Annotated in this window: 23 protein-coding genes and 2 pseudogenes; 7 read left to right on the top strand and 18 right to left on the bottom strand. The window is 69.7% G+C overall.

The genetic code is table 11. The annotated features are described in order from the left end of the window. Positions 1–97 precede the first annotated feature (97 nt). On the top strand, positions 98–1,660 hold the full coding sequence (locus H9Y04_RS13255; RefSeq protein ID WP_187814014.1) for a FadD7 family fatty acid--CoA ligase: 1,563 nt from the start codon (positions 98–100) through the stop codon (positions 1,658–1,660). A gap of 142 nt (positions 1,661–1,802) precedes the next feature. On the opposite strand, the gene H9Y04_RS13250 is transcribed toward H9Y04_RS13255, so the two are convergent. From H9Y04_RS13250 to H9Y04_RS13190, 13 genes are all read right to left on the bottom strand, one after another. Then, complete coding sequence (locus H9Y04_RS13250; RefSeq protein ID WP_187814013.1) at positions 1,803–2,747, bottom strand: LysR family transcriptional regulator; 945 nt, start codon at positions 2,745–2,747, stop codon at positions 1,803–1,805. Between the two features lie 163 nt (positions 2,748–2,910). Further along, positions 2,911–4,275, bottom strand: a complete 1,365-nt coding sequence (locus tag H9Y04_RS13245) for a phosphatase PAP2 family protein (protein ID WP_438818102.1) — start codon at positions 4,273–4,275, stop codon at positions 2,911–2,913. Between the two features lie 277 nt (positions 4,276–4,552). Next, entirely contained in the window at positions 4,553–5,587 is a 1,035-nt protein-coding gene (locus H9Y04_RS13240; protein ID WP_187814012.1) for a rhamnogalacturonan acetylesterase, read from the bottom strand. Positions 5,588–5,598: 11 nt separating this feature from the next. Continuing rightward, positions 5,599–8,337, bottom strand: a complete 2,739-nt coding sequence (locus tag H9Y04_RS13235; protein WP_187814011.1) for an exo-rhamnogalacturonan lyase family protein — start codon at positions 8,335–8,337, stop codon at positions 5,599–5,601. Positions 8,338–8,477: 140 nt separating this feature from the next. Then, complete coding sequence (locus H9Y04_RS13230; protein ID WP_187814010.1) at positions 8,478–9,077, bottom strand: hypothetical protein; 600 nt, start codon at positions 9,075–9,077, stop codon at positions 8,478–8,480. Positions 9,078–9,084: 7 nt separating this feature from the next. Next, entirely contained in the window at positions 9,085–9,954 is an 870-nt protein-coding gene (locus H9Y04_RS13225; RefSeq protein WP_187814009.1) for a carbohydrate ABC transporter permease, read from the bottom strand. Then, positions 9,951–10,922: a carbohydrate ABC transporter permease gene (locus H9Y04_RS13220; RefSeq protein WP_236070788.1), complete on the bottom strand. Its 972-nt coding sequence runs from the start codon at positions 10,920–10,922 to the stop codon at positions 9,951–9,953. Before H9Y04_RS13220 ends, H9Y04_RS13225 begins: the two co-directional genes overlap by 4 nt. Positions 10,923–10,966: 44 nt before the next feature. Then, the gene (locus H9Y04_RS13215) at positions 10,967–12,250 is read right to left on the bottom strand and encodes an ABC transporter substrate-binding protein (RefSeq protein ID WP_187814007.1); all 1,284 of its coding nucleotides are present in this window, start codon (positions 12,248–12,250) and stop codon (positions 10,967–10,969) included. A 148-nt stretch (positions 12,251–12,398) separates the two neighbouring features. After that, positions 12,399–13,913, bottom strand: a complete 1,515-nt coding sequence (gene arfA, locus H9Y04_RS13210; protein WP_187814006.1) for an arabinosylfuranosidase ArfA — start codon at positions 13,911–13,913, stop codon at positions 12,399–12,401. A 67-nt stretch (positions 13,914–13,980) separates the two neighbouring features. After that, positions 13,981–14,967 carry an arabinan endo-1,5-alpha-L-arabinosidase gene (locus H9Y04_RS13205; protein ID WP_214661184.1) on the bottom strand — a complete coding sequence of 329 codons (987 nt, stop codon included), beginning with the start codon at positions 14,965–14,967 and terminating at the stop codon, positions 13,981–13,983. Positions 14,968–14,988: 21 nt separating this feature from the next. Next, entirely contained in the window at positions 14,989–15,840 is an 852-nt protein-coding gene (locus H9Y04_RS13200; protein ID WP_187814005.1) for a carbohydrate ABC transporter permease, read from the bottom strand. Continuing rightward, positions 15,837–16,784: a carbohydrate ABC transporter permease gene (locus tag H9Y04_RS13195; protein ID WP_187814422.1), complete on the bottom strand. Its 948-nt coding sequence runs from the start codon at positions 16,782–16,784 to the stop codon at positions 15,837–15,839. The genes H9Y04_RS13200 and H9Y04_RS13195 overlap by 4 nt, the downstream gene beginning before the upstream one ends. Before the next feature lie 41 nt (positions 16,785–16,825). Beyond that, a complete protein-coding gene (locus H9Y04_RS13190; protein ID WP_187814004.1) occupies positions 16,826–18,154 on the bottom strand; it encodes an extracellular solute-binding protein in 1,329 nt (442 codons plus the stop codon). A 79-nt stretch (positions 18,155–18,233) separates the two neighbouring features. Here H9Y04_RS13190 and H9Y04_RS48450 point away from each other — a divergent pair. Next, positions 18,234–18,545: pseudogene (locus tag H9Y04_RS48450) on the top strand (PAS domain-containing protein); the annotation flags it as partial. A 134-nt stretch (positions 18,546–18,679) separates the two neighbouring features. Then, complete coding sequence (locus H9Y04_RS13180; RefSeq protein WP_187814003.1) at positions 18,680–19,183, top strand: PP2C family protein-serine/threonine phosphatase; 504 nt, start codon at positions 18,680–18,682, stop codon at positions 19,181–19,183. 25 nt (positions 19,184–19,208) lie between these two features. Here the strand turns inward: H9Y04_RS13180 and H9Y04_RS13175 are convergent, their stop codons facing one another. The 4 genes from H9Y04_RS13175 to H9Y04_RS13160 form a co-directional block, all read right to left on the bottom strand. Further along, positions 19,209–19,661 (bottom strand): SRPBCC family protein, encoded by a 453-nt coding sequence (locus H9Y04_RS13175; protein WP_187814002.1) that lies wholly within the window; start codon positions 19,659–19,661, stop codon positions 19,209–19,211. Between the two features lie 89 nt (positions 19,662–19,750). Beyond that, entirely contained in the window at positions 19,751–20,098 is a 348-nt protein-coding gene (locus H9Y04_RS13170) for an ArsR/SmtB family transcription factor (RefSeq protein ID WP_187814001.1), read from the bottom strand. Then, the gene (locus H9Y04_RS13165) at positions 20,095–20,544 is read right to left on the bottom strand and encodes an SRPBCC domain-containing protein (protein WP_187814000.1); all 450 of its coding nucleotides are present in this window, start codon (positions 20,542–20,544) and stop codon (positions 20,095–20,097) included. Before H9Y04_RS13165 ends, H9Y04_RS13170 begins: the two co-directional genes overlap by 4 nt. Before the next feature lie 117 nt (positions 20,545–20,661). Continuing rightward, entirely contained in the window at positions 20,662–21,069 is a 408-nt protein-coding gene (locus H9Y04_RS13160; RefSeq protein ID WP_187813999.1) for a RidA family protein, read from the bottom strand. Between the two features lie 72 nt (positions 21,070–21,141). Between H9Y04_RS13160 and H9Y04_RS13155 the strand changes: the two genes are divergently transcribed. Continuing rightward, positions 21,142–21,753, top strand: coding sequence for a TetR/AcrR family transcriptional regulator (locus H9Y04_RS13155; RefSeq protein ID WP_187813998.1), 612 nt, complete (start codon positions 21,142–21,144; stop codon positions 21,751–21,753). Between the two features lie 99 nt (positions 21,754–21,852). On the opposite strand, the gene H9Y04_RS13150 is transcribed toward H9Y04_RS13155, so the two are convergent. Next, positions 21,853–22,974: a glycerol dehydrogenase gene (locus H9Y04_RS13150; RefSeq protein WP_187813997.1), complete on the bottom strand. Its 1,122-nt coding sequence runs from the start codon at positions 22,972–22,974 to the stop codon at positions 21,853–21,855. A gap of 341 nt (positions 22,975–23,315) precedes the next feature. On the opposite strand from H9Y04_RS13150, the gene dhaK reads away from it, so the two are divergent. The 3 genes and pseudogenes from dhaK (at position 23,316) to dhaM (ending at position 25,467) form a co-directional block, all read left to right on the top strand. Next, positions 23,316–24,311, top strand: coding sequence for a dihydroxyacetone kinase subunit DhaK (gene dhaK, locus H9Y04_RS13145; RefSeq protein WP_187813996.1), 996 nt, complete (start codon positions 23,316–23,318; stop codon positions 24,309–24,311). A 67-nt stretch (positions 24,312–24,378) separates the two neighbouring features. Continuing rightward, positions 24,379–24,990 (top strand): annotated as a pseudogene (gene dhaL, locus H9Y04_RS46675) (dihydroxyacetone kinase subunit DhaL); the annotation flags it as partial. 24 nt (positions 24,991–25,014) lie between these two features. Then, entirely contained in the window at positions 25,015–25,467 is a 453-nt protein-coding gene (gene dhaM, locus H9Y04_RS46670) for a dihydroxyacetone kinase phosphoryl donor subunit DhaM (protein WP_438818107.1), read from the top strand. Positions 25,468–25,572 lie beyond the last annotated feature (105 nt).

Raw genomic sequence — 25,572 nt, 5'->3', positions numbered from 1 at the left:
CGTATTGGACGTGCGCCGACGGGCCGCGCACGCTCGCTAGACGGCAGCCTTCCGGGGCTGTGTCCGCGAGGTTCCTCCGTACGAAGAGGTGGGGGTCATGGCCGTTTCGACCGCGGCATCGGTGCGGGGCGTATCGCTGTACCGTCCGCCGGCGATCACCGGCCTGGCGGATCTTCTGGATCGGCCGGTACGGGAACGTCCCTCGGCCACCGCACTCGTCCACGCCGCCGACCGGAGCAGCCTGTCGTACCGCGAACTGCACGCCCTGGTCGACGACTTGGCGCACCGGCTCACCCGGTCCGGGCTGCGGCGCGGCGACAGGGTGGTCCTGGTCTCGGCCAACACCGTGGAGTTCGTGGTCGGACTGCTCGGGGCGGCACGGGCCGGTCTGGTGGTGGCGCCGGTCGATCCGGAGTGGGCTCGGGGCCAACTCACCGAACGGCTGGCCGGGTTGGGGGCGCGGGCTGTTCTGGCTTCGCCCGACGTCGGCGTACCGGGTTCCTGGACGCTGAGGGCGGATGTGCCGCGGGGGGCATTGGGGCTTGCGTCGGGCGAGCTGCGGGAAGCGTCTGCAGCGGACGACGGCAAGGGGGACGCGCTGATCCTCTTCACCGTCGGCACGAGCGACCGCGCCAAGATGGTGCCGCTCACGGACGTCAACGTGATGGCCGCGATCCGCGGGATCTGCGGCACGTACGAGCTGGGTCCGGGCGATGCGACGGTCGCGGTGATGCCGTTCTTCCACAGCCACGGCCTGTTCGCGACGCTGCTCGCCTCGCTGGCGAGCGGGGGCTGTGTGCTGCTGCCCGCCGGGGGACGCTTCTCGGCCACCACCTTCTGGGACGACGTACGCGCGGTCGCGGCCACCTGGTTCACCGCGGTCCCGGCCGTGCACGAACTGCTCCTGGAGCGAGCGGAACGCGACTATCCGGGCCCGGGTGCGGCCCCGCTGAAGTTCGTCCGCAGCTCCAGCGCCCCGCTCAACACCGCGACCCAGCGCGCCCTGGAACGCACCTTCGGCGCGCCGCTGCTGACCGCGTACGGGATGACGGAGTCCACGCACCAGGTCACGAGCGAACCGCTCCCTCAGCACGGTTTCCTCAAGCACGCCTCGGCGGGCCGGCCCACCGGGGTCGAGCTGCGGATCGTGGACGCGCGAGGGCGGACCTGCGCAACAGGAGAGGAAGGCGAGGTGTGGGTGCGCGGCCCCGCCGTCGCCCGGGGCTACCTCGCCGATCCGGCGGCGACCGCACACGGATTCCAGGAGGGCTGGCTGCGCACCGGCGACCTGGGACGGCTCGACGAGGACGGTTACCTCTTCCTGTCCGGCCGGATCAGAAATCTGATCCACCGCGGCGGCCGGCGCATCTCCCCCGAGTACATCGAGGACATCCTGGCCGGCTGCCCCGGCGTCCTGGAGGCAGCCGTCTTCGCCCTGCCCGACCCGGAGTTGGGCGAGCGCGTGGGGGCCGCCGTGGTCGCACGCGAGGGCGAGTACCTGGGGTCGGAGCAGGTACTGCGCTACTGCCGCGGACGACTGGCGATGCCGGGCGTACCGGACCGCGTGGACATCGTGACCACGCTGCCCCACACGACCCAGGGCGGCCTGGATCGCCAGGCACTCAGGGAGGGTTTCCCCACCAGCCCCTGCGGCGCTTGAGCAGATCCGAACGAAGTTCGGATGAGGGGGTCCGGGGACGGAGCCCCCACGCGGCGGAGCCGCAAAATGTCACTGCCGGGAAGGGGCGGGGCGGGGAGAGAGGCCCGCCGCAGGCGCCACGAACCCGCACCCCACCACCCCGTCACCCGACAGCCGCCCGCACCCGATGCACACCCCCCACCACCGGCTCCCCGAAAAACGAATCCAACGCCAACCCCGTCGCCGCCGAAACGAACGCCCGCGCCGCCACCGACCCAGGCGTCGCCGCGTGGATCGCCACCGACACCTGGGCCCGCACATCCGGCGACACCAGCCGCACCGCCCGCGCCCGCCCGATCACCGGCATCGCCCGCAGCCACGAGTGCGGCACGATGCTGGCCCACTCCCCCACGCCGACGTGCGCGTACAGCGAGGCGATCGAGTCCGTCTCGACCTGGGGCATGGCCACCAGGTCCGCGCGGCCGAGCACCTCGTCGATGAGCTGCCGGATCCGCATGTCAGGGGTCAGCAGCGCGAGCGGCAGCTGCGCCGCCTCGGCCCAGGTCATGGTCGTGCCCGGCGGCAGCAGCTGATCGCCGGAGACCACCATGTACTGCTCCTCGTACAGCGGCACGACCTGCAGCCCCTCGTGGTCATCGGCCCCGAAGTAGCCGATCACCGCGTCCAGCTCGAACTCCCTGAGCTGGCGGAGCAGCTCCTTGGTCGCGAGCCGCGAGCGCACCTGCACCTTGGCCAGCGGATGCGCCGAGCAGAACGCGCCCACGGGCAGCGCGAGCGTGGTCGACGCGGTGGGTTCGGTGCCGAGCCGGAGCGTGCCGGTGATCCCGGACTGCACGGCGGCCACCTCGGCCTTGAACGCCTCCTGCTCGGCCAGGATCCGTTTGGCCCACACGACGAGCCGCTCGCCCTCGGGCGTGAGGCCCTCGTAGTTGTGCCCGCGGTTGATGAGCGTGACGTTGAGCTCGCGCTCCAGTTTGGCGATCGCGGCGGAGAGCGCGGGCTGCGAGACGTAACAGGACTCGGCGGCCCTGGCGAAGTGCCGCTCGCGCGCCACGGCGACGAAGTACTCCAGCTGGCGAAACAGCATGGGTGGCCCCTCCCGCCCGGCGCATGGCCCGACCCGGGCACCGGTCACCGGATCGCAGATTGCATACAGTAGACGACCTGAGTGGGGGCAACAAGACGGTGCGCGCCGACAAGAAGGCGCGCACCGACAACAGGACGCGTACCGACAAGAAGGCGCGCGAGGCTTACGGAACCGGCGCGGCAGCGGGCCGGGGCAGAACGGGCCTGCGCGGCGTGGGAAGGGACTTCTGCTCCCAGCGCTTGCTGATCCGTACGTAGCCGTAGATGACCGAACCCATCGCGAGGAGCACGAGCATCCCGAAGATCACGGGGTACCGGGACATCTCCACGGCGGCGAACCGGTACATGACCAGCATCAGCGTGAACACGCCCGCACCGTAGCCCGCGAGCTTGAGCGCCGGACGGTCCCAGCCGTGCTCCTGTGCCCGCAGCGCCGCCTCGATGGTCAGCACGAACACCACGCCGGAGGCGAGATCGACCCCGTAGTGGTAGCCGAAGCCGAGCGTCGCGCAGAGTGTGGCCACGAGCCAGAACGTCCCGGCGAACCGCAGCAGGCGCGGCCCCTTGCGCGAGTGGATGAACAGGGCCGTCGCCCACGCGGTGTGCAGGCTCGGCATGCAGTTGCGCGGGGTGATCTGGTCGAAGGGGATCGCCTGCGGCGCGGTCAGCTGGACCGGTGTGTGCGGCCACACCTGGCCGGCCGCCCACAGGCCGCCGTCGATCCCGTACGCGAAGACGGGGCCGACCACCGGGAAGATCATGTAGATGCCGGGCCCGAGCAGACCTATCACCAGGAAGGTCCGTACGAGATGGTGGCGCGGGAAACGGCGGGCGGCCGAGACGTTCCGCAGCTGGTAGAGCGAGATGACCACGGCGGCCACGGCGAGCTGCACATAGACCCAGTCGAGGACATGCGCGCCGACCGGCCCGATGGCCTCCAGGATCCGGCCGGCCACCCAGGAGGGGTTGCCGAGCGCGTGATCGGCGGTCGCGAGATACGGGTCGAGCACCTTCGGCCGGGTCTTCGAGGTGATCAGGAGCCAGGCGTCACCGGTCTTGCGGCCCGCCACGAGCAGCAGTCCGAGGCCGACGCCCTTGAGGAGCAGCACCCGCTCGGGCCCCGCCCGCCGGGTCACGGCGGTGACCGCGACGCCGACCATCACCCACAGCGCGCCGTTGCCGAAGTTCATGTCCGCGCCGACGGCCCAGCGCACCAGCCAGAAGAGCAGATCGATGCCGACCGCGGCGCCGAAGGCGACGATGCGCTCCCGCTTGGTGAGCACGACCATCATCAGCGCCATGGCCGCGTACAGGAGCGGCCCCGAGGCGGGTGCGAAGATGAGCTCGCGCGCCTGCTGGGTGAGCGGTCCGGGCACGCCGTAGTTCCGCGCGGCGAACTCCAGCCCCACGACGAAGCCGAGCGCGACGACGCCCGCCACGACCCAGATCAGGGTCTTGGGCTGCCACCGTGCGGCCGCCCGCGTTCGGTCACTGGTGCGCGTCGACTCCCGCGTCGGATTCGCTATCAATGCTCCTGGCCAGTTCGCTAGATATTGGCTGGATGGTCGCTGTGTGTCCTCGAAGACGTTGCTTGCCGGCAGAAGGTTCATGCACGCGATCACCACGCGGTCGAACATGCTAACGGAGCTGCTCGCGCCCCTGTGCATCGGCTGTGACCCGAGTCCACGAAGGGGTGGAAACAAAGTCCTGATCCCTGCCGTTCCGCTGGCCGGGAATCGCCCCTGTCAGCACGTCGGGGTCCCGTGGAGCTGCCCACGGGACCCCGGCGTACAGCACGGACACGCGCTACGGAATCAACCCCTGCCCCCGCAGCTCACCGTGCACCAGCGCCGCGAACTCGGTGGCTCCCCGCACCGAGGTGTGGGTGTTGTCCCGCTTCTCGTTGTAGAGGTACAGCGCCTTGGACGCCTCGGGCCCCAGCTGCTCCACCCGTGCTTTCGTCAGCGCGGTCAGGTCGATCAGCGGCACGTCCTGCGCGGCCGCGAGCGCCCGCACCTCGCCGGGCAGGTCCACCCCGAGGCCGTTGACGATCAGCGCGGTGCCGTTGTTCAGGGTGCCGTCGGCGTTGAACCAACGCCGCACGATCGGGGTGACCAGAACCGGCCGGCCGCCCTCCGCCCGTACGCCGTCGATCATGGCGGTGAGGTTGGCGCGGTAGATCTCGGCGGGCGTCTGCTTGTCGTTGTGGGCGAGCTGGATGAGCACCAGGTCGCCCTCGCGGATACGGGACCGCAGCGCGTCGAAGAAGACCGGGTTGTCGCGGAAGGACTGCGAGCCCTCCCCCGAATCCGCGTAGTTCGCGACGGCCTGGCCCTTGCCGAGGAACTGCGGCAGCTCCTGTCCCCAGCCCGCGTACGGATCCCCCGGCTGGTCGCAGACGGTGGAGTCCCCCGCGAGCAGGATCTGGCGCGCGCCCGGAGCGGGCGTGACCTTCAGACCCGCGAGCCGGGGTGCGGCGCCGGAGACCGTGAGGTCGAGACCGGGGGTGCCGACCGGTCCGGTGGGCTCGCCCTGCGGGTCGCGTACGTCGACCGTGAAGGTGCGGCGCAGCGTCTCGCCCGGTCCGGTGGCGGTCTCGGCGACCAGGGTGCGCCGGGTTTCCGTCGTGACCGTGGTGCTCGCCGCCGCTTCCCCGCCGAGCTCCACGGTCACGGTGTACGTGCCCACGGGGACGTCGAAGTGGCAGGTGACCGGCACCGTGGTGGTGCAGTGGTCGAGTCCGGGACCGGTGCCGTAGCCGGGGCTTTCGGCGTGCGCGGGCACCGCGGCGAGCGTGCCGAGCGCGACGACCGCGGTGAGGAGCGTGGTGGTGTGTCTCATCGTGACCGCCCTCATCCCGGGATCTTGTCGCCGACGAGGGCGAGGTTCTGGATGGCGGCGAGCCCGAAGAGCGCGGTCTCGTTGGTGTTGACCTTGAGGTTCTCGTAGCCGGGTACGAGGACGGAGGGGCCTTCGAGCTTGGTCCTGCTCCAGTCCGTCGTGACCGTGTAGCCGTCGCTCTTGAAGAACTTCTGCCAGGCACGCGCGGCCAGCTGGTCGTCCTTCAACTGGGCCGCGGCATAGGCGTCCTGGCGCGAGTGGCCCTGGAAGAGCAGCAGCGTGCCGAAGTTGGAGCCGTAGCGCGCGGCCTGCTCGGCCTTGGTCGCGTTGAAGTAACGGCAGTAGTCGAGCCAGGCCGTCCTGAACGCGGGCATGTCGATGATGTCGATCAGCTCGGCGCACATCTCGACCAGGCCGAACATCGCGGACAGGTGCGAGACCCCGACCACGGGCTTGTCGGCGACGGCGAACTTGCCGGTGTCCAGGTCGTACAGACCCGTGCCCTGCACGAAGCCGTTGGGCTGCGCGGCGATCGTCTCCATCGTGGAGCGCAGCCGCGCCTCGGCCTTCGCCGCCTTCGGTCCGCGCCGCTCCCACTCGGTCAGCCAGGCGGCGGCGAGTCCGCTCCAGTCGGTGCCGAAGCCGATGGACAGGGCGTGCCGGTCGGGCGTGTACGGCTCAGTGCGGATCTTGCGGATCGGGTCGAGGACCAGGAAGGTCTCGTCGCTGTCGACGAGGTCGTGCATCAGGTCGCCGACGCGTTCGTCCGCCGTGAGGAAGTAGTACTGCCGGCGGTAGACGGCCGTGGAGATGCGCTGCTGCTTGGCGCTGCAGGCGAAGTGCTGCACGCCGTGCCGGGTGCCGAGGCCCGCCCACTTGCCGAGGTGGTAGACGTCGACCTCGCCGGTGTGGCGGGTCATGGCCTCCGCGAAGCGGAAGATGTCGGAGCGGCCCGAGCGCAGATACGCGTACCAGAGCCAGAGGTCGGGCGAGAGCTCGGAGTTGTCCCAGGCGTAGCCACCCACGTCGTAGCGCCACTGGTGCCGGTCGCTGTCATAGGTGTGCATGATGTCGCCGTAGTCCCAGAATCCGTACCAGCGGCGCTGCTCGACCTGGTCCTTGTAGTACGTGAACAGGAAGTCGAGCTGGTCCTCGATCTTCGCCTTGGCGGCGGTGGAGCGGTCCACCGGGGCGAAGAGCCCGCCGAAGACGCCCGCCTTGGTCAAGTCCTGCGGTGAGGCGGCCAGTTGGGGCGGCATCCGGACGGTGTCCGCCTGCTGGACCAAGGTCTCGGCGCTCGGCGTGGAGCCGTTCGCCCAGAACATCAGCTCGCTGGTGCGCGCGATGCCGTACGGGGTACCGAAGCCGGGCTCGTAGTCCTCGTACGTGATGTTGAGGCCTTCGAGCTGTTCGGGATACGTGTCCTGGCCCATGCCGTCGTGATAGAAGCGCAGGTCCATCGGCTGCGCCTCGGGCGACCAGAGCCAGAGGGTGACCTCGGCCTCGTCGCTCGCGGCGCCGCGGATGTCGAGCTGGGCGGGGTGCTTCTGCCAGAAGTCCCGCAGCCCGAACGAGAGTCCGCCGCTGACCCCGCCCACGTACGCGAACCCGTTGGCGCGCCCGCCGCCGCCCGCGGTGATCCAGCCGTGGCCCGCCTTGGTGCGCTTGCGCAGCGTGAAGCCGTCGGCGCTGAGCTGGCTGAGCGTGTAGTCGCCCCACTCGGGGATGTACTGGAGCCGGCTGGTGACGCGCTGGTCCCAGGTGCTCGGGTCGGGCAGCTTCTCGCCCTTGACCTGCGCGGTGCGCACGGCGGCCCCCGGGTCGCGGCGCAGTCCGGTGATGCCCTTGACCGCCTCGGTCAGGAACCCGACGGCAGGCGCGGTGCCCTCGCCCGCGATCCGGATGTGCCGGTCGTACGTCGCGTCGCGCATCGGCACGGTGAAGCGGACGCCGAGGCCGCGGATGAAGTCCTTCTCCTGGTCTCCGTCGTACGTGATGGTGTGCACCATACGGAAGGACTCGGCGCCCGCGTAGAAGTAGAGCCGCACGCTGAACGGCAGCCAACTGCGGCTTCCCTTGCGGTGCTTGCCGTCGATGCGGACGACCGCGCGCACGGGGCCGTCCTGTTCGACCTTGGCGCCGCTGATCTCGCCGTCGAACTTCTCCCACTTGGCGTTGCCCGCGTCGCCGTCGTCGAGGTCGCCCTGGCGCAGGAGCACCAGGCGCCCCTGCGTGGCGATCTCGGTGGCGCCGCGCGTGACGGACTCGACGAGCTTGCCGCCGTCCTTGCGGATGACTGCCTTGATCACCCCGGTGTCGACGGTGATACGGCTCCCGCTCTCGGTGACCGTCACCTTCTTCTCGGCGGTGGCGGCGGCGCCCGCGGCGAGCGTGAACTTCTCGGCGCCGGCGGCCTCTGGACCGACCGCGTGGGCGGTCCACTTGAGGGAGCCGTCGGGCCAGTAGGCGGTGGCCCAGGTCTGCACGGGGACGGCCTTGCCGTCGGCCGTGGTCAGCGCGAAGCCGGTGTCCTCGGCGTGGGCGCCCTTGGGCCAGGGCACACCGAAGGTCGATCCGGCGGCTGCGCCCAGACCGCCGTCCTCCAGCCAGCTGACGGTGACCGGCTCGGCGGCGCCCGGGGCGCCGGGGGCGGCGGCCTGTGCTTCCTGGGCGCCGAGCAGCCAGCTGGTCTGGCCGGCGACACCGGCCGCGGCGGCCAGCTTGAGCAGGGATCTACGGGTGGGAGACACGGTTCTCCTTTACGCGGACATGACAGACCTGAGGGAGGGGGCGCCGAAGCGCCCATGGGTCCTGGGAGGGAGGGCGTCGACGCGCCCGTACGGCAGAGACGTTCCGTACGGGCGTCACATAGCCCGTACGGAGGGGAAGCTCAGGCGGCCCGGCGCCGCTCGACCGCGAGGGCCGCCGCGGTGACGATGCCGAGCGCGGGCGCCAGCAGGGGCGCGGCGAACCAGGCGGACGCCGCGATCACCGCGAACCCGCAGACCAGGACGGCGGATCCGGCCGGGTCGAGCACGGTGCGCCGGGCCGCGGCGGCGAACAGGACGCGCCACGAGGCGCCCGGCTCCCAGCTCACCGCGGCGCGCAGCGCGGCCACGACCGCGACCAAGGCGGCAAGGACACCGACCGTCCCCACGAACGCACCGCCGGGCAGACCGGCCCGTACGACCGCGAGGTCCGCCCACACCAGGGCGAGCCCCGCCCAGCCGGCGAGACCGGCGAGCCAGCCGCGCCGCACCGCCGTACGCCAGTCGGCGGTGAACTGCCGCCACCCGGACGCCTCGTGGCGCAGGTGGCGGCGCAGATGCGCGGCGCCCGCGGCCACCGCCGCGGGCAGCGTGACCAGCGGCAGCGCGGCCAGGAAGATCCATACGCCGGTGAGCAGACACTCGGCGAACACGGCGAGACCGCGCTGGAAGGCCGACTCTCCGCGTCCCGCACGGGCCGCCCTCGTCGAGGTCACGCTCATGGTGCACTCAGCCCTTCAGTCCGGAGGTGGCCATACCGTCGATCAGGTACCGCTGGAACGCCAGGAAGAAGGCCAGGACCGGCAGCAGCGCGACCAGGGACATGGCGATCATGCCGCCGTAGTCGGACACGGCCTCCTGGTCCACGAACATCTTCAGACCGAGCGCGACGGTGTACTTCTCGGGCGTGTTGACGTAGATCAACGGGCCCATGAAGTCGTTCCACGTGTTGATGAACGTGAAGATCGCGCTGGTGATCAGGGCGGGCCGGCACAGCGGCAGCACGATCGACCAGTAGATCCGCAGATGCCCGCAGCCGTCGAGACGGGCGGCCTCGTCCAGCTCCTTCGGCAGGTTCCGCATGAACTGCACCATCAGGAAGACGAAGAACGCCTCCGTGGCCAGGTACTTGCCGAGCAGCAGCGGGGTGTAGCTGTCGATCAGCTCCATCTTCTGGAACAGCACGTACTGCGGGATGAGGAGCACGTGGTACGGCAGCAGCAGCGTGCCGATCATCAGGACGAAGAACATGTTCCGGCCGGCGAACTTGATCCGCGCGAAGGCATACGCGGCCAGCGAGCAGGAGAGCAGCACCCCGATCACCGAACCGACCGCGAGGAAGGCCGAGTTGTAGAAGAAGGTGGAGATCGGGATGTCGGCGAGCCCATCGGCGAGCCGGGTGTAGTTCTTCGCGACCGGATCGGTCGGCAGCAGCTGCAGACTGCCGATGATCTCGTCGCCCTCCTTGAAGGAGGCCCCGATCAGCCACACCACGGGGTACAGCACGACGGCAAGGACCGCGAGTGCTCCGGCATGCCAGGCCAGCGAACCCCGCACACGGCGGCTTGAGTTGGCCACTGCGGCCGGTGGTGCGCTCATCGGGCGCCCTCCTCGTAGTGCACCCAGCGCTTCTGGGACCAGAACAGGACCGCCGTGACCAGCGCGACCGCGACGAGCAGCATCCACGCCATGGCGGAGGCCAGGCCCATCCGGCTGTTCTCGAAGCCCTGGACGTAGAGATAACAGGTGTAGACGAGCGATCCGTCGGCCGGACCGCAGGCGCTGCCGCCCGCGCCGCCGCCGACGATGTACGCGGAGGCGAAGATCTGGAACGAGTGGATGGTCTCCAGAAGGATGTTGAAGAACAGCACCGGGGAGATCATCGGCAGCGTGATGCTCCAGAACCTGCGCCAGGGTCCCGCGCCGTCCACCTCGGCCGCCTCGTACAGCTCTCGCGGTACCTGCTTGAGGCCGGCCAGGAAGATGACCATCGGGGCACCGAACTGCCAGACGGTGAGCCCTACCAGGGCGTACAGGATCCACTGCGGATCACCGATCCAGCCGCCCACGTCCACGCCGAAGAAGGTGCGCTGCGCTTTGTCGACCGGGCCGTCGTCCGAGAAGATCGCCTTCCAGACGATCGCGACGGAGACACTGGCGCCGATCAGCGAGGGCGCGTAGAACGCGGCACGGTAGAAGCCCTGGCCGCGCCGCTTCTGCGCGAGCAGCAGCGCGACGCCGAGGGCGAGCAGCAGCTTCAGCGGGGTGCCGATGACGACGTACCACAGGGTCACCGAAACGGAGTGACGCCAGCGGGGGTCGGCGAACATCTCCTCGAAGTTCGCGAGGCCGATCCACTTCGGGGCGTCGAAGAGGTTGTAGTCGGTGAACGCGAAGTACAGGGAGGCGATCATCGGGCCCGCGGTGAGCAGCAGGAACCCGGCGATCCAGGGGGACATGAAGAGATAGCCGGCGAGGTTCTCCCGCCGGGCCCGCCGCTTCAGTGCGGCGGCGGGGTCCGGCGAGGGCGCCGGAGCGGAGCGCGGGCCGGGCACCTTGGTGCCCATGCCTCGCGCCTCCGTTGCTCGGACGTCGGTCACAGTGGGGCCCATCAGCTGCCGAGAGCCGTCTTCGACTCGGTGAAGAACTGCTTGACCGCCTCGTCCACCGAGCGCGTGCCCAGGCCGACTTCCTCGGCGAGGCGCATGAACGCCATCTCGCAGACGTCGGCGCCCGCCGGGTGCGGCGTAATGGGCTCGAGGACACCGGCGGCGACCAGGGACTCCTCGTACGCGGCGATCTCCTTGGCGACCGGGTCGGTCGGCTTGAAGGCCTCGTACTGTGAGGTGGTGGACGGGACGCCGCGGTCGTAGCCCATGATCTTGGCGACCTCGGGGTCGTGCACCATGAAGTCGATGAACTGGGCGACTTCCTTGGGGTGCTTGGTGCGCTTGGAGCCGCTGAGCATCAGCGAGCCGAGGTACTGGCCGGTCTTCTTGCCGTCGGTGGTGGGGATCGGCGCGAGACCGTACTCGCTCTTGCCCTCCGCGGTATAGCGGTTGGTGAAGTTGTCCCAAGTGAACTCGCCGGCCGCGAGCTCGGCGGTGACCGCCGACTTGGGCTTGGCCTGGACGACCTTCTTGGTGGGGGCGACGAGGCCGGACTCGGTGTCCTTCTTGCCCTTCTCCCACCACTGCTTGAGGTCGGCCTCGGTGAAGCCGAGGCTCTTCTCGGTGAAGAAGGCCTTGCCGTTCTGGCGCAGGTAGAGGTCGTACAGGTACATGACCCCGTACATGCCGCTGTCGCCGGCGCGGTCCGTCTTGTCGCTGATGGACTTCAGCGCGGCGTCGAACTCGTCCCAGGTCCAGCCCTGTTCGGGCTTGACGCCGGCCTTGGTGTAGACGTTCTTGTCGATGACGAGGGCCATCGAGTTGCTGCCGACCGGGACGCCGAGCAGCTTGCCGTCGACCTCGCCGAACTTCTCCAGACCGGCCCGGAAGCCCTCCAGGCGGAGGTGGCCCGCCTTGGCCTGCGGGTGCAGGTCGAGGAGCACGTTCTTGGCGTCGTACTTGCGCAGGAAGCCGATGGCGTTCTGGAAGACATCCGGCGGGTTGCCGCCGGACGCCTGGGTGTTGAACTTCTTCCAGAAGTCGGGGTAGGGCTGGAAATCGGTCTTGATCTTGATCTTCGGGAACTTCTTCTCGAAGAGTTTGATCGTTTCATTGATCCGCTTGGCCCGGTCGTCCGCACCCCACCAGGAGTACCGCAGGGTCACGGTCCCGTCCCCCGCGCCGGCCCCGCCGCCGCAACCGGCTGTCGTCAGGCCGAGAGCGGCCACGGAACCGCCGGCGATCTTGAGCATCGCGCGCCGGTCAACACTCCTGGATTCGTGCATGGTTGAGCCCCCTACTGCGGATTGAAACGTTTTTAGTAAGCGCTTGCTGGGTCAAGGTAGAGACCCCCGTTCACATACGTCAACGGGTAGGACGGCATAAATTCGAAGCGCTTCGAAACGGGGGTCTCCACACAGCGCCGCCCCAGGCTCAGCTCAGCCTGATCACGTTCCACGAGAGCGGCTCGAGCACGGCCTTCAACGTGCCGCCGTCCAGGGCCGATCCGCTGATCCGGTGCGGCGTGACACGCTCCGGATCGTCGAGGGTGTTGCGCGCGTCGGGGTCGGCGTCGGACAGCGCGGTGTGCTCGGTCAGCTCGCTCAACTCCAGTCCGTGCAGGGCGACTTCGAGCGGCAGCTCCTGGTCCTGGCTCCGGTTGACCGCGAACACCGTGACCGTGCCGTCCTCGCCGCGTACCGCCGTGGCGTGCAGGAGCGGCACCTCGCCGTACTTCTTCGTCTCGTACGTGGGCGAGTCCACGCGGACGTCGAGGACCTCGCCACGGCCGTACCGGGAGGCCTCGGCGAACGGGAAGAAGGTGGTCTGCTTCCAGGCCGCACCGCCCGGCTCCGTCATGATCGGCGCGATGACGTTGACCAGTTGGGCCAGGCACGCGACCGTCACGCGGTCGGCGTGGCGGAGCAGCGCGATCAGGAGCGAGCCGAAGACGACGGCGTCGGTGACGCTGTAGTTGTCCTCGAGCAGGCGCGGCGCCTCGGGCCAGTCCAGGGGGTTGCTCTCGGCCTCCTCCTGGGTCTTGGAGAGGTACCAGACGTTCCACTCGTCGAAGGAGAGGTTGATCTTCTTCTTCGACTTGAGCTTCGCGCCGATGTGGTCGCAGGTGGCGACCACGTTCTCGATGAAGGACTCCATGTCCACGGCCGAGGCCAGGAAGGAGTCCACATCGCCGTCGAGCGGCTCGTAGTACGCGTGCAGGGAGATGTAGTCGACGACGTCGTACGCCTCCGTGAGCACCGTCGCCTCCCACTCCGCGAAGGTGTCCATGCCCGAGCCCGACGAACCGCAGGCGACCAGCTCGACGTCACGGTCGATCTGACGCATCGCGCGGGCGGTCTCGGCCGCGAGGCGCCCGTACTCCTCGGCGGTCTTGTGGCCTGTTTGCCAGGGCCCGTCCATCTCGTTGCCCAGGCACCACAGGCGGATGCCGTACGGGTCCTTGTCGCCGTGCGCGGCCCGCAGGTCCGAAAGGGCGGTGCCCGAGGGGTGGTTGGCGTACTCCTGCAGCTCGATGGCCTCGGTGACGCCCCGGGTGCCGAGGTTGACGGCCATCATCGGCTCGGCCTGCGGGCCGACCTTCTTGAGGAAGTCGATGAACTCGGAGAGCCCGAAGCGGTTGGTCTCCGTGGACCTCCACGCCAGGTCGAGACGGCGCGGACGCTCGTCGACGGGGCCGACGGAGTCCTCCCACTTGTAGCCGGATACGAAGTTGCCGCCGGGGTAGCGGATCGCGGTGACGCCCAGTTCCTTGACGAGTTCGAGGACGTCTCCGCGCAGGCCGGCCTCGTCGGCCGTGGGGTGTCCGGGTTCGAAGATGCCGGTGTAGACACAGCGGCCGAGGTGCTCGACGAAGGAGCCGTACAGACGGGGGTCGACCTTGCCGACGGTGAAGGCGGGGTCGAGGGTGAAGCGGGCGGTGCGGGACATGGGTGACCTTCCTGTGGTGCGTTCGCGGCGATGCCGCCTGTTGTCACGAAATGGCCTGCGCGCGGGTTCAGCGCACGTCGGGCCAGCCGTCGGCGCCCCAACTGATCTCGTTCAGACCGAGCTTGGGTGTGCCGCTGTCGGTGGCGTCGTAGTAGTGGTATGCGAGGGTGTCGCGGCCGCCCTCGCTCAGCACGGACTGGCCGCCGGGACCGATGAAGGTGCCGTGCCCGGCGAGCAGCAGGTCACCGCCCCCTTCGAGCATCGGCTTGCCGGTCGAGTCCTTGTAGGGCCCGGTGACCGAAGCACTTCGGCCCACGCGGATCCGGTACGTGGAGTCGGTGCCCGCGCAGCACGCGTCGTACGAGGCGAAGAGGTAGTAGTAGCGGCCGTGCCTGACGATCTCCGGACCCTCCACCGCGTACGGAAGGTCGGGGCGCGTGGCGAGGTGGCCGATCTGCGCGCCGGGCCTCGCCTTGCCGGTGTCCGGGTCGAGTTCGACGATCCGGATGCCCGACCAGTAGGAGCCGAAGGCCATCCAGAGCTTGCCGTCGGCCTTGATCACGGAGGCGTCGATGGCGTTGTACGGGTCGGTCTTCTCGGAGGAGAAGACCTTGCCCCGGTCCTCCCAGGTCCCCGGCATGCCGGACGCGGAGGTGGCCACGCCGATCGCGGAGTGGTTGGTGCCCCAGGACGAGACGGCGTAGTACAGCCAATATGTGCCGTCCCGGCGGATCAGGTCCGGAGCCCAGGGGTCGCTGGTGGCGCTGTAGTCCTTCCACCAAGCGGGCGGTGCGGCGAAGGCGTTGCCCGCGTCCTGCCAGTGCTTTCGATCGTCGGACAGCCGGGCGCCGATGATGCCGCCGGTGGAGTAGGCGACGTACTTGCCGTTCTTCAGGCGCATCAGGGTCGGGTCGTGGATGATCTCCTGTCCGGTGATCTCCTGCGGGTCGGGATAGGCGGTGTCGGCCCGGGCGAGGGTGGGCAGCAGGGCGAGCAGCGCGCCTGCGCCGACCGTGGCGATGCGGGTACGGGTGCGCCTACGGGTGCGTATCAACTCACGTACTCCTGACAGGGGTTACTGACCTGCGAGGCCGGTGTGTGCGACACCCGCCACGATCTGGCGCTGGAAGAAGACGAAGACCACGATCAGCGGAAGTCCCGCCATCAGACCGCCGGCCATGAGCTGCGCCCACTGGACTCCGTAGGAGTTCATGACGGTCGCGATGCCGTTCGGCATGGTCATCAGGTCGGGGTTGTTGGTGATCATGTACGGCCACAGGAAGTTGTTCCACGAGGCGATGAACGTGAAGATGCCGACCGCGGCGAGCGAGGGCCGTGACAGCGGAAGCACGATCGTGAAGAAGATCCGCCAGCGGCCCGCGCCGTCGATGAACGCGGCCTCCTCCAGCTCGCGGGGAATGCCCTGGAAGAACCGGTAGAGGATGTAGACCATCGCGGCCGGCGCGCACTGGGGAAGGATCATGCCCCAGTACGTGTCGACCATCCCGAGGGACTGCACGGTGGTGAACAGCGGCACGCCGAGCACGGCGGGCGACACCATCAGGCCGGCCATGACCAGGGCCATCAGGGCGCTCTTGCCGCGGAACTCGGTGCGCGCGAAGCCGTATCCGGCGAGTGCCGAGACCAGGACCACGATGAAGGTGACGCAGACCGAGACGACCAGGGAGTTCACGAACCAGTTGGTGATGTTCCCGGTCTCGAAGATGTTCGTCCAGGCCTGCCCCGTCCAGTCCTTCGGCAGCCACTGGACGGGGACCGCGACGGCCTCCTCCTCGGACTTGAACGAGGTGAACAGGGTCCAGACCAGGGGCGCCACGAGGACGGCGGAGACCAGCAGCCCGACGGCGGTGAGGACGATCTGGCTCGGCCGCCACCTGCGGCGGTGCACTCCCACGGCGACGCTCATCGGACGCCCTCCTCACGCTTGCGCAGCAGCCACATACGTGCCAGGGCGAAGGCCGCGATGATCACGAAGAACAGGATGGAGATCGCGGAGGCGTAGCCCACGCGGTAGCTGGTGAAGCCCTGTTCGAGGGTGTACTGGACCATGGTCCGGGTCGATTCCTCGGGTCCTGGGCCGAACTCGTACATCACCACGACCTGGTCGAACACCTGGAGCGAGGCGAGGATCTGCAGCGCCACGACGAGGCCGGTGATGGAGCGGAGCAGCGGCAGCGTGATGTGCACCAGACGGCCCCACGGTCCCGCTCCGTCCAGGGCGGCGGCCTCGTACAGATGCCGGGGGATGTTCTGCAGGGCGGCGAGGTAGAGCAGGAAGCTGAAGCCGACGGTCCACCACAGGGTGGCGACGACGACCGCGGTCATCGCCGTGGACTTCTGGGTCAGCCAGGCCGACTCCATGCCGAAGACATGGTCCATCAGGCCGGTGTCGGGGTTGAACATCCAGCGCCACATGTTGCCGACGACGGCGGACGGCAGCAGGAACGGCGCGAAGAAGCAGAGCCGCCACAGCCACTTGGCGTGCTCGATGTGGTGCGCGAGGAGCGCGAGCAGCAGGGCGAGGACGACGATGCAGGGCACGACCAGGAGCGTGAAGTACGCGCTGTGGCCGAGGGATTCCCACACCAGTGGGTCCTTCAGGGCCTCGGTGTAGTTGTCGAAGCCGACGAAGCTCGCGTCCTCACCGGTGATGTTGGCGTCGGTGAAGCTCAGCCACAGGCCGCGCGCCAGCGGGGTGAGGACGAACAGGGCGTACAGGAGCAGGAACGGCGCGACGAACCAGCCGCCGTGCTGGAAGGCGCGTCCGAGGCGGGCGCGCGTGCTCGCCTCGGCGGTGGCGGCGACCGGGCGTATCGCACGCGGGGCGGCCGGGGTCCCGACGGTGGTCATCCGGACCGAGGGCGTCGCGGCCGGGCTCATCTCGGCTGAGGTCACGAGGCGTCGCCTCCCATCGGGTTCTTCATGTCCAGGAGTTGCTCCAGGACGCGCCGCATCCGGCGGGCCGCCTGGTCGGGCTTGGCGGAGCCGAGGTTGGAGGAGACGATCACGGGGCCGATGCGCTGCGAGAGGGTGCCGGAGGAGCCGGCGAACCAGGCCTCCGGTTCCAGTGCCATGTTGTCCATCGCCGAGGCGTACTCGGACTGCGGCTCCAGCTTCTGATACGCCGGGTCGTCGAGCGTCGGCAGATACGCGGGGATGTGGCCGCCCGCGGCCCAGTCCACCGCGTGCTGCACGACATACGCGGCCAGTTGGTGGGCCGCCGCGTTGGAGGCGCCGCCGCGGCCGCTCTGGTGGGGCAGCACGAAGGCGTGCGACTCGGCCTGGGTGGCGGGCTTGCCGAAGACCGCGGGCAGCGGGGCCGCACCGTAGTCGATCTTCGGTCCCGAGTAGACCGGCACGGACCAGCAGCCTTCCCAGACGAAGGCGCCGCCGTTCATGAAGTGCTCCACGTCGGGGACACCCGCGATGCTGTAGCCGTCGGTGACATGCCGGCGCAGGAACTCGAGGACCTCGACGGCCTTGTCCTCGTCGAAGGTGACCTCGGTGAGGTCCGCGTTGTAGTAACTGCCGCCCGCCTGCGCGTAGAACGACAGGAAGAACCACCAGGAGAAGTTCTGGTCGAAGGCGTGGATGCCGACGGCCTGGAGGCCCTTCCTGACGGCCTTGCGCGCGGACTTCAGCGCGGCGAACCACTCGTCCACGGAGCCGATCGGCACGAGCCTGCCGTCGTCGCCGAGCAGTCCCGCCTGCTTGCAGACGTCCTTGCGGTAGAAGTTCAGCTGCGGGTGGATGTCGAGCGGGAGCGCGTAGAGCTTGCCGTCGACGACGGCCCGCTTCCACAGCGCCGGGTTGAAGTCCGCTTCCTTCACGCCGTACTTGGCGAGCAGTTCGATGTCGAACGGATCGAGCAGCCGCTGCGGCGCGAAGCCGGCGAGCCGCCCCAGATGCATCACCCCCAGCTCGGGGGCGCGGCTGCCCGAGGCCGTCATGGCCAGCTTGGTGTAGTACGGGTTGCCCCAGCGCAGCGTCGAGTCCTTGACGTCGATGCCCGGGTTCGCCTTGCGGAAGGCGTCGAGCATCCTGATCATGTTGATGCCGTCGCCGCCGGAGAAGAGGTTCCAGTAGCGCACGCGCGTGCCGGCTCCGGAGGCGAGTGCCGAGGCGCCGCCGCCGGCCGCGGCGAGGCCGAAGCTGCCGGCAACGGCGAGGCCGCCCGCGGCGGCGAGCAGATTTCTGCGTGTCAGGTCAGGCCGTCCCATGCCCTGCCTTACTGTTCGAGATATCGAATGGCGATCGCAACTTCGAACGGGACCGTAGATTGCAAGCGCTTTCGAGTCAATGGGCCCGGCGCCGGTCGACCGATATCACGGTCAGCGTCCGAAATCCCGCGCAGCGCTGCCCACTTGGCCGTTCCTCGAGGGCACGTGTGCCGGCGTGGGCATCGTGGACACCGACCTGCGCCTCCTGTACGCCAACGAAGCGCCGGCCCGGATGCCCGGCATCCCGTCGGCGGGCTGCCGCGACCGCTCCCTCGAGGAGGTGCTGCCGGGTCTGGAGACCGGGGAAGAGGAGCTCCGGCAGCTCCTCGAGGACGGCGAGACCCGCGAACCGACCTCGTACGGGACGGTGGACGGACCGCAGGATCCACAACGGCGCTGCCGGCACGGCGTCTACCACCGGCTGGAGGACGACGAGGGGATCGTGCCGGCCCTGGCCGACGTCGCCGGTGCGGAGGTCCTCGATCCCGAGATCGCCCACCATGCGCGACCCCGCAGCCCGGGGTGGTGCGGCTGCGGCGGTCCGCGCTCGCCGCCGCGGCGGACGACCAACTCACAGTGCACCAGCTCATCGAACGGGTCGACGCCGACAGCGTCGCGGCGCACATCGACCGCGCCGCGACCTGCCTGCTTGTCGAGTTCGACCCGGTCCGCGGGGTGCGCTCGTACGCCAGCGCCGGGCATCTGCCGCCCGCCGTCCTGTATCCGGACCGGACGATCGAGGTCCTGCCGCTGGCTCCGGGTCCGCCCCTGGGCACCGGCCTCGGCGGTTACGCGACCTTCCGCTGTCCCGTGCACCCCGGTGCGGTGGTGCTCCTCTACACCGACGGACTCGTCGAGCGCCGCGGCCAGGACATCGAGCAGTGCGTACAGCGCCTGGAGCATCTGCGGCTGCGGCCCGATCTGCCGCTCCCCGGGGTGATCCGGAGCGTGCTCACGCAGCTGTCCACGCATGCCTCCGAGGACGACGTCGCCGTCCTGGCCGCTCGGCTGCATCCACGGTGTACGTGAACTCCGCAGCGCCCCCGTACCGCTCCTAGTGCCAGTTGCTGATCCTGACGTCGTCCGGCGCGGGCTCCCCCTTGCCGGTCTCGAGCAGCTTCTTGAGGCTCATCAGAAAGGTGGCCCACTTGGTGCTGCAGTGGTGCATGAACTCGCCCGGCTCCTTCCACCCTTCGTGCCGGAACAGGACGATCGTGTAGGCGTCCTCCTGCTTCAGCTCGAAGACGATCCGGGTGCCGATCCACTCCTTCGGGCCGTCGACGACCTCCCAGCGCACCCGCTCGGCGGGCTCGTTCTCCAGCACCTTCATGTCGAAGCCGTCCGGCATCGGCACTCCGTGGAAGCGGAACCGCAGGATTCCGCCCACCTCGCTCTCGCCGGACGTCTCCCGTGTCCACCAGCCCGAAAGGCCTTCGACCGTGGTGAGTGCGTCGTAGACCTCCTCGCGCGAGGTGGTCGTTCCGATCCTGTGCAGAATGTCGACCATTGCGTGCCTCTTCTCGTGTGGGCGCCCGCGTGCGGGCGCGGAGGATCAGCGGTCCTGTCTGTCGTGCGTGTGCTGTTCTCGCCGGAGGATCAGCCGTCCTGCCTGTCCTGTTCTCGCTGGATCGCCTCGGCGATGCGCTTGATGCGCTGCAGTCGGGCGTCCCAGGCGGCGGTCACCGTCGACAACTGCGCGACGGCGCGCGCCAGTTGCCCTTCGTCCACGCGGTAGCGGCGCTCGCGCCCCGCGGCCGCGGAGTGCACCAGACCGACCCGTTCGAGCAGGTGGAGGTGTTTGGCGATGGCCTGGCGGGTCACTGGCAACCGGTCGCTCAGCGTGGTCGCCGTCCCGCCCCCTTCGGCGAGCATCAAGTCGAGCATCCGGCGCCGGGTGGGGTCGCCCACCGCCGACCAGAGCTCGTCGTCGATGGTGTCGCTCACGCCGAGGACACCAGCCGGCCGGCGTAGGCGACCAGGCGGGGCAGGAAGTGGTTCCAGCCGTTGACGTGGTCGTCGTACTCCTGGGCGCGCTCCGCGTCCTCGGCGTACTTCTCCGTGAATCCGGTCTCGCTGAAGCGCAGCAGCGTGCCCGCACCGTCCGGGATCAGCTCGAAGGTCACCAGGAAGGAGTTCTCCGGCGTGGCGACCTCACCCTCGCCGTAGGCCCAGCGGAAGCGGAACAACTTGGGCGGGTCGGCCTCCAGGACCGTGAGCGGTACGCACTTCTCCTCGCCGAACGCGATGACACCGGTGCCACCGGGAGCCGGCGTGTACGCGGCCTCGTCCGGCCACCACTCCCGAACATGCTCGGGCGCACTGACGACCTTGTAGACCACGTCGGGTGCGGCTTCGATACGGATCTCCCGCTCGATGCTCGCGTGCTTCATGATGTCCTCCATCGTCGCGCAACCTTTCGTTGCACATAACGCTAGAGCACTCCACCCCGATGCGCAACCATCGGTTGCACGTCGAGACGGATGCGCCGCGCCAGGATCCCTGTCGCCTCAGTCGAGCACCGCCGTCGCCTCGACCTCCACCAGGAGGTCGGGCTCCCCCAGCGCCGCGACCCCGAGGAGCGTGATCGGCTTGACCGGGTCCACGCCGAGCTTCGCCGCCGCCCGCGCCACGCCCTCCCCCAGGAGCGGCATCTTGTCGGCGGTCCAGTCGACGACGTAGACCGTCAACTTCGCCACGTCGTCGAAGGATCCGCCGACCGCCGCGAGGGCGGTGGCGATGTTGAGGTAGCACTGTTCGACCTGGGCGGCGAGATCGCCTTCGCCGACCCGGTTCCCGCCGGCGTCGCGCGCGACCTGCCCCGCGAGGAACACCAGGCGCGATCCGGAGGCAACGGACAGCTGCCGGTACACCTCGGGCTGCGGCAGCCCCTCGGGATTGATCAGTTTCACGGTCACGACTGCTCCCTGTGCTCGAGGCCTGCGGTCGGGCACCCACTAAACCATAACGCTGCTATGTATTGTGCTGCCATGGCACGAACGAAGGACCCCGCCGTCCGCGCCCTGCTGATCGAGCGGGCCGCCCAGATGCTGCGCACCCGCGAGCCGGTCACCCTGCGCGCCCTCGTGGCGGGCACCGGCGTCTCGACGATGGCCGTCTATACGTACTTCGACGGCATGGAGGGCCTGTGGCGGGCCATGCGCCAGGAGGGCTTCCAGCGCCTCGCGGCACGGCTCGCCGAGGTCCCCATGTCCCCCGATCCGGTACGGGACTTGGCCGCGCTCGGTGCCGCCTATGTGGACAACGCCCTGCACAGTCCCGATCTCTACCGGATCATGTTCGACGCCGAGTTCGCGCTCGAGGACGCTGCGGCCGCGGACGAGACCCTGCACTGCCTGGTGCGCACCGGTGAACGGGCGAAGGCAGCGGGGCGCTTCCGCGAAGATGTCGACCCGCTGGAACTGGCCACCCAGAGCTGGGCCATCGGCCACGGCCTGGCGTCGTTGGTGGCGACGGGCCCCCTCCCCCGCCCCGCCCTCGCGCATGCCGTGCCACTGCTCACTGCACTGTTCGTCAGCGCCGGGGACAGCCCGGCCGGCTGCCGTCGCTCGGTCGAACTCGGCTGGCGGCTGGAGGAGTAGCCGGCACGGACGGAGAGACTGGACTCCGGCCCTCCGAACACGACTTGGCCGAGCACCCCAACGGGTGCTCGGCCACGTCTGCCTGCCGGTCGACCGAGGTCAGGCCGCGTGCTTCTTCGCGTACGCGCGGGCGTAGGCGTCGCCGCCGACGAGGGCGTCGGCGACCATGGCGGGGGTGACCGTGAACGGCATGTTGTGCGTGGTCTCGCCCTCCGCGGTGGAGGCCCGCCCGATGGCCAGGAGCTCCTCGCGGCCCGCGTCGCCGAGTCCGACCTCGGCGAGGGTGGTGGGCAGCCCGACCGCACGGCTGAACTCGAGGTAGGTGTCCAGCTCCTCGGTCGGCGCGCCTTCGAGGACGAGCTGGGCGAGGGTGCCGATGTTGACCTTCTCGCCGTGCATCATGCCGTGCACCTTGTGCGACACGGTCAGTCCGTTGTGGATGCCGTGCGCGGCGGCCAGACCACAGCTCTCGAATCCGAGTCCGGACAGCAGCGTGTTCGCCTCGGTGATCTTCTCCAACGCCGGGGTGACCACGTGCTGTTCGGCCGCCAGACGCGCTTGCGGTCCGTACTCCATGAGCGTCTCCCAGCACAGCTTCGCCAGCGCGAGGGAGGCGCCGGTGGCCAGACCGCCCGCCATCGCGGTGCGCTCGGCGGCCACGCAGACGCGGGCCTCGTACCAGGTGGCCAGGGCGTCGCCCATGCCGGAGACGATGAACCGGGCCGGGGCGCCGGCCACCAACCGGGTGTCCACCAGGACCAGGTTGGGGTTGCGGGTGAAGAAGGAGTAGCGCTCGAAGGCGCCTTCCTCCGTGTAAATGACGGCCAGCGCGCTGGTCGGCGCGTCGGTGGAGGCCACCGTCGGCGCGGAGACGACGGCGATGTCGCCGCGGGCGTGACCGACTGCCTTGGCGGTGTCGATGGCGGTGCCGCCGCCGATCCCGACCACCACATCCGCGCCCGCGTCCTTGGCCACCGCGGTGATCCGGTCGATCTCCGCCTGGGTGCACAGACCGCCGAAGGTCTCCTTGGTCAGCTTCACCCCGGCCGCCGACAGCGACTGCGTGACCGCCTCGTCCACCAGCGCCCACACCCCGGCGTCCGCGAGCACCACCGCGTTCTCGCCGAGCCGCGCGACGTGCTCGCCGAGCGACTGCATGGCGCCCGCGCCCTGCACGTACTTCGGCGGGCTGATCAGCATCCGAGTGGCGACCGAATTCATGATGAAACCTCCTGTGACGGGCCGTACAGACGACGGTCCATTCCTGCACCATCGAAGAAATAAAAGGAGCCGACCGGCAAATTGGCGGCAATTGCGGCGCTGCCGGTGACCGGAGTGTGCCACACGAAAACACCACCGCCAAACCCTGCAGATTCTGCAGAACACCAGGCCAAGAAGGGGTCCTTCTCTCCCCCGAGCCGGGACCAAAGACCCATGGCGCACCCCGCAGCCGAGCATAATCTTCACGTAAAACTGCACGCGGAGAAACAGCGAATTCTGGAATTCATGAACGTGTTCTTTCCGAAAATGCAGTGGTACGGAAATCAAAGGAGACCTCCGTCGTGAAGAAGCTGATCAACGCCCCGGAGACCGTGGTCGCGGACGCCCTGCGCGGGATGGCGGCCACCCATCCCGAGCTGTCCGTGGACGCCGAGGCGGGCGTCGTGCTGCGCTCCGGCGGGAAGGTGCCCGGCAAGGTCGGCATCCTGTCCGGCGGCGGCAGCGGTCATGAGCCCCTGCACGCGGGCTTCGTCGGCCACGGCATGCTGGACGCGGCCGTCGCGGGACCGGTCTTCACCTCGCCCGTCCCGGACCGCATCGGCCAGGCCACCGCCGCGGTCGACGCGGGCGCGGGCGTCCTGCACATCGTCAAGAACTACACCGGCGACATCCTCAACTTCGCGATGGCGGCCGAGGACGCCGACGACGACGGCATCAAGGTCGAGACCGTGGTGGTCGACGACGATGTCGCCGTCGCACGCGGCGAGGGCGCGGGTCGCCGCGGCACCGGCGCCACCCTGTTCGTGGAGAAGCTCGCCGGCGCGCTCGCCGAGACCGGTGCGCCGCTCGCCGAAGTGGCCGCGCTGGCCCGCAAGGTCAACGAGCGCAGCCGCAGCTTCGGTGTCGCCCTCTCCTCCTGTACGACGCCCGCGAACGGCGCCCCGAACTTCGAACTCGGCGAGAACGAGATCGAGATCGGCGTGGGCATCCACGGCGAGCCCGGCCGCCGCCGCGGCCCGCTCACCACCGCCGCCGAGACCACCGGGATCATGCTGGACGCGATCCTCGAGGATCTGCCGGAGGAAGCGGGCGACCCGGTGATCCTCCTGGTCAACGGCCTCGGCGCGACCCCGCCCGTCGAGCTGTACATCGTCCGCGCCGAGGTCGAGCGCGTGCTCGCCGCCCGCGGCATCCAGGTGGCCCGCTCCCTGGTCGGCAACTACGTCACCAGCCTCGACATGGCCGGCTGCACCCTCACCGTGTGCCGCGCCGACGAGCAGATGCTGCGCCTGTGGGACGCACCCGTGCACACCCCGTCGCTGCGCTGGGGCGCGTGAGCCTCGCCGTCGCCCAACGGCCACAACTTCCCGTCAGCAAGTCCGCAACTTCCAGGAAGAACCCCTCATGACTGCCGTCCCCGTCCTCGACACCGCCTACTTCCTGCGCTGGCTGTCCGCTTCCTCCGAGCTCTTCCGGCGCGAGGGAGCCCGTCTGACCGCACTCGACGCCGCGGTCGGCGACGGTGACCACGGCGCCAACATGGTGCGCGGCTTCGACGCCGTATGCGAGGCCGTCGAGCAGAACGCGCCCGCCACGCCCGGCGAGTTGTTCGCCCTGGCGGGCACCACGCTCACCAACTCCGTGGGCGGGGCGTCCGGTCCGCTGTTCGGCATGGCGCTGCGCCGCACCGGAAAGCGGCTCGGGACGGGCGAGCCGGTCACGCCGGACGAGCTGGCCGCCGCGCTGCGCGCCGGCGCCGAGGCCGTCGGCAAGCTGGGCGGCGCCGTGCCCGGCGACTCGACGCTGCTCGACGCGCTGCTCCCCGCCCTGGACGCCTTCGACGGTGACGGCACCTTCGTCGCCGCGCGCGACGCGGCCCTGGCCGGCGCCGAGGCCACCGGGCCCATGCAGGCCAAGAAGGGCCGGGCCAGTTACCTGGGCGAGCGCAGCATCGGCCACCAGGACGCCGGTGCCCACTCCGTCGTGCTGCTCTTCGACGCGCTGGTCCTCGCCGCCGATCCCGGCTGGACGCCGGCGCCGGTGGCCGTCGCCGAGCCCTTCGTCGCGGAGACCGCCGCGCCCAAGGTCGGCCGGGTCGGTGTCGTCCTCGTCTCGCACAGCCGTGAAGTGGCCGAGTCCACCGTCGAGTTGGCCAAGGCCATGGTCGGCTCCGGCGATGTCGCCCCGGTGTACGCGGCGGGCGGCACGGACGACGGCCGCGTGGGCACCAGCGCGGAGCGCATCCACGCCGCCGCCCTCAAGGCGGACGAGGGCAAGGGCGTGGCGATCCTGTGCGACATGGGCAGCGCCGTCCTGACCGTCCAGGCCCTGCTCTCCGGCACCGACGACCGCACCATGCCGGCCGACACCCGCATCGTGGACGCCCCGTTCGTCGAGGGCGCGGTCGGCGTCGTCGTGACCGCGTCCGTCGGCGGCGACCTGGACATGGTCCTCGCGGCGGGCGAGGACGCGCGGAACTACCGCAAGGGCTGAGAGCCCACCGCCACGGACCTCCGCATGGGCTGAGGGCCCACCGCCACGCACCTCCGCAAGCGCTGAGAGCCATCCCCCACGGACCTGCGCATGGGCGCCCCAAGC

The sequence above is a fragment of the Streptomyces polyasparticus genome (assembly GCF_014493765.1).
GTDB lineage: Bacteria > Actinomycetota > Actinomycetes > Streptomycetales > Streptomycetaceae > Streptomyces > Streptomyces polyasparticus.
Note: the sequence above shows the minus strand (reverse complement) of the source record. Positions and strands in the feature narration are given on the sequence as shown.